The organism is Streptomyces bobili, from assembly GCF_002154575.1.
In the GTDB taxonomy this organism is placed as follows: domain Bacteria; phylum Actinomycetota; class Actinomycetes; order Streptomycetales; family Streptomycetaceae; genus Streptomyces; species Streptomyces bobili.
The window spans coordinates 1-3,417 of sequence record NZ_MUBA01000478.1 but is presented as its reverse complement, the minus strand read 5'-3'; the positions used below and the strand labels follow the sequence as shown (position 1 = coordinate 3,417).

At 72.1% G+C, this 3,417-nt stretch carries 2 protein-coding genes; one reads left to right on the top strand and one right to left on the bottom strand.

The features are described from left to right. Positions 1-2,901, top strand: coding sequence for a HelD family protein (locus BZL64_RS30805; RefSeq protein WP_244205572.1), 2,901 nt, complete (start codon positions 1-3; stop codon positions 2,899-2,901). A 42-nt stretch (positions 2,902-2,943) separates the two neighbouring features. On the opposite strand, the gene BZL64_RS30800 is transcribed toward BZL64_RS30805, so the two are convergent. Further along, positions 2,944-3,417 (bottom strand): IclR family transcriptional regulator domain-containing protein (locus tag BZL64_RS30800; RefSeq protein WP_279634625.1); only part of this gene is annotated, 474 nt, incomplete at its 5' end.

Genomic DNA, 3,417 nt, shown 5'->3' with positions numbered 1-3,417 from the left:
GTGCGGCGCCGGCGCCGCACCCCGCTTCAGCCCGACGACTTCCTGCTGCGTGAGCTTCAGCGGTCTCGCAGTGGTCGTATGCGGGACATCGTCGAGACCATTCGCCGGGATCAGATGGACCTGGTCACCGGTTCTCCCTCGGACATCCTCGTCGTGCAGGGCGGTCCCGGTACCGGCAAGTCCGCGGTCGGTCTCCACCGGGTGACCTGGCTCGTCAACAACGAGCACTTCAAGGCTCAGGACATTCTTGTCATAGGGCCCCACCAGCGGTTTCTCGACTATGTCGGGCAGGTTCTGCCCACCCTCGGTACGCGGGACGTCAACGCCGTCCAGCTGAACCGGCTGTGGGAGGGCGAGATCCTCGGTACGGACTCCCCGCTCGCCCGGCTCGTGAAGTCGGACGAGCGGATGGCGGCCGTGCTGCGGCGTCGGGTCGAGAACGACTACCGGCCGGAGGCCCTCGACGACCTCACCGTCGCCCCGGCCTTCGAGGGTGACGAGCCCGCGATCGTCGTCACCGCGGGGAGTACGACCCTGCGCGTCCCGCGGGCGGCGGTTCTCGCTCTTCTCGACCAGGCCCACGGCGGTGACGGACCCTACCGAGAACGACGTGACCGCTTCCGGGGGCTGCTCGTCGACCGGCTCCTGAAGGAACTCGCCGAGGTCGCGCCCCGGCGCGGGCAGGCCGGCACGGTCCGCCGTGATCTGGAGCGCAACCGCCGGGTGGAACGTCTCGTCGAACGTGTCTGGCCCTCACCGGGCGCCCGGGAGGCACTGCGCAGCCTCTACGACTCACCGGAACTCCTCCGCGTCTGCGCCGACGGCATCCTCGGCCAGGACGAGCAGGCCGCGCTGCTGCGGGCCCGTGCCGCCAGTGCCGACGCCGACCCGTGGACCGTCGACGATCACGTCTGCCTCGAAGAGCTCCGGGTGCTCATCAGCGGGGACACTCCGCGGCGCTACGGCCACATCGTCGCCGACGAGGCACAGGACCTCACGCCCATGCAGGCCCGTGCCCTGCGGCGGCGGTGTGCCGTCAACGGCTCCATGACGGTGCTGGGCGACCTCGCGCAGGCGACGGGTCCGCACATCCCGACGAGCTGGGACCGTATCGGCGCGCTGCTGTCCGACCACGGCGACTGGCGGGTGGCCGAGCTGAACACGAGCTATCGCGTGCCCGCCGAGATCATGGAGTTCGTCGCCCCGCTCGCGCGGGCGGTCGCGCCGGACCTGCCCTACCCGCGGGCCGTGCGGGCGGCGGGCGAGGGCGCCGTACGGACGGTGGCGACCGAGCCGTGGAAGCTGCTCGACGACACGCTCGCCCAGGTGACCCGCCTTGTCGGTACCAGTGACGGAAGCACGCTGCGTTCCGTCGCCGTCATCGTGCCCGACGACTCGGACTGGCTGGACGCGATCAGCCGCAGGGTCGACGAAGGCGGTGACGTCGACGACCGGCTCCGCGGGTCGGTGTCCGTCCTGGCCGCCGCCCAGGCCAAGGGCATGGAGTACGACCATGTCCTGGTCGTCGAGCCCGCCACCATCGCCGACCGCGGTCCCGCCGGCCTGCGACAGCTGTACGTGGCGCTCACCCGCAGCACCCAGAGCCTGACCGTCCTGCACACCGCCCGGCTTCCGGAGGTCCTTCTCGGCTCCGGGAACGGCGCGGGGACGGGAAGCGGCAGGGGGTCGGGAACGGAGGCGTCCGATGTCCGGCCGGAAGGTGCCGCGGTCGGGCTGCCCCTGATCGGCAGCGATGTCCGGGTCGAGGTCGTGGACCAGGCCCCTGGCGGTCGCTACAAGGTCAGGCCCCTGTCGCCCGCGATCGACCGGCCGCTGGTTCTCACCGTCCGCCACGGGTCGGCCCCTCCGCGCCGGGGCGAGAAGCTGGACTGCTGGGTGTTCGCGAACGAGTCGAACCAGACCGTGCTCACCGCCGACCAGCGTGGCCGGTCACCCGTCTCCGAGCGGATGGCAGGGCGCTACATCGCGGCGCTGGACGTCCTCGGTGAGCTGGCCGAGAACGACGGCGACGTCCCCGACGCCCGCGCCCGCCTCTCCGAACTCCAGGGGATGGCCAACCGCGTCCTCCGCAGGGACCAGGCCGACTGGGTCGATGTGCTCCACCTCTTCGGCTCCCCGGACAGGGAAAGGCTGGGCGCTCTGCGTGACCTCGCCGCGACGGCCAACCGCGCTCTCAAGGAAGGCACCCTGGACGCCGGCCGGCTCCAGCGGGACCTGACGGACTCGGGCTGGGCGGCGACCCTGACCGAAGCACGCCGGGTACTCCGGGGCCGCCTCGCCACAGAACCGGGACCAGCACCGGACTCCGACGACGACGCCACGGTGACCCCAGCGGTCCCCGCCGCCCCGCAGCGGCCCGAGCCGCAGTCCGAGCACCAGCCCCAGCAGCAGTCCGAGCAGAAGGACGTAGCGCAGATGACCCTCGCGGAGAGCACCACCGCGCCATCGTCGACCACCACGAAGGAAGGCTTCCTGCGTGCGCTGGAGGCGTCGGCCGGTGCCGACCGGACGTGCAGGAAGCACGAGGCGGTCCGCCATGAGCTGAAGGCGTCCCTGTTCTGGGCCGACCTCCAGCCGGCCGATTCGCCGGTCGTCGATGTCAGCTGTGTCACCGGGCGCGGCCTGTTCCTCTACGAGGCGTTGGGAGCCGGCCGCTCCACGTACGCGGACCTGCGCTCGGGGGCGACCCGTCTGCTGGAGATCAATCACACCCTGGAGACGCCGGCCGCCGGCCTCTACCTGGTCCTCTCCGAGCCTCCCGCCGAGGACTGGTCCGCGGACACCGTCCGCGATGTCTTCGGCGTCCACGTCATCTGGCGCAGCGCTCAGGGATGGGGCGGCGAGGACACGGACATCGCGCTGGGGTCGTCCGGGGTGTGACGACCCTGCCGAGGGTCCCCGAAGGCCCGGAGGGCGTCCGCGTCAGGTCACCGGCACCGGCGTGAAGCGGGAGGCGGTGTGGAGGGCCGCTTCGATGTGGGTGGCCGTGGTGGTGAGCGCGGGGAGGAGGGTGTCGACGCAGTCCTCGGCCGTGCGGCGGGCCGTGTGGGTGGAGGTGGCGAGGGCGGCGATCGTGCGGCCGGTGCGGTCGTGGATGGGTACGGCGAGGGTGCGCACGCCCTGTTCCCACTCCTCGTCGGCCAAGGCGTGGTCAAGGTCGTCGCCGTCGTCGTCGCTGCCGCCGTGGGCGTGGGGCAGGAGGACGCGGCCGACCGCCGTGCCGGTCGTGGCCGGGAGGCGGGTGCCGAGGGGGATGTCGACGCGCATGACGTGATGGGCGGTCACACGGGCCGTGCACTGGATCTCGTCGCCCGTTTCCGTGAGGGCCGCGAGGTAGGCCGTTTCCCGGATGCGGTCGGTCAGGGTCCGCAGGTGGGGTTCCGCGAGGCGGGGGAG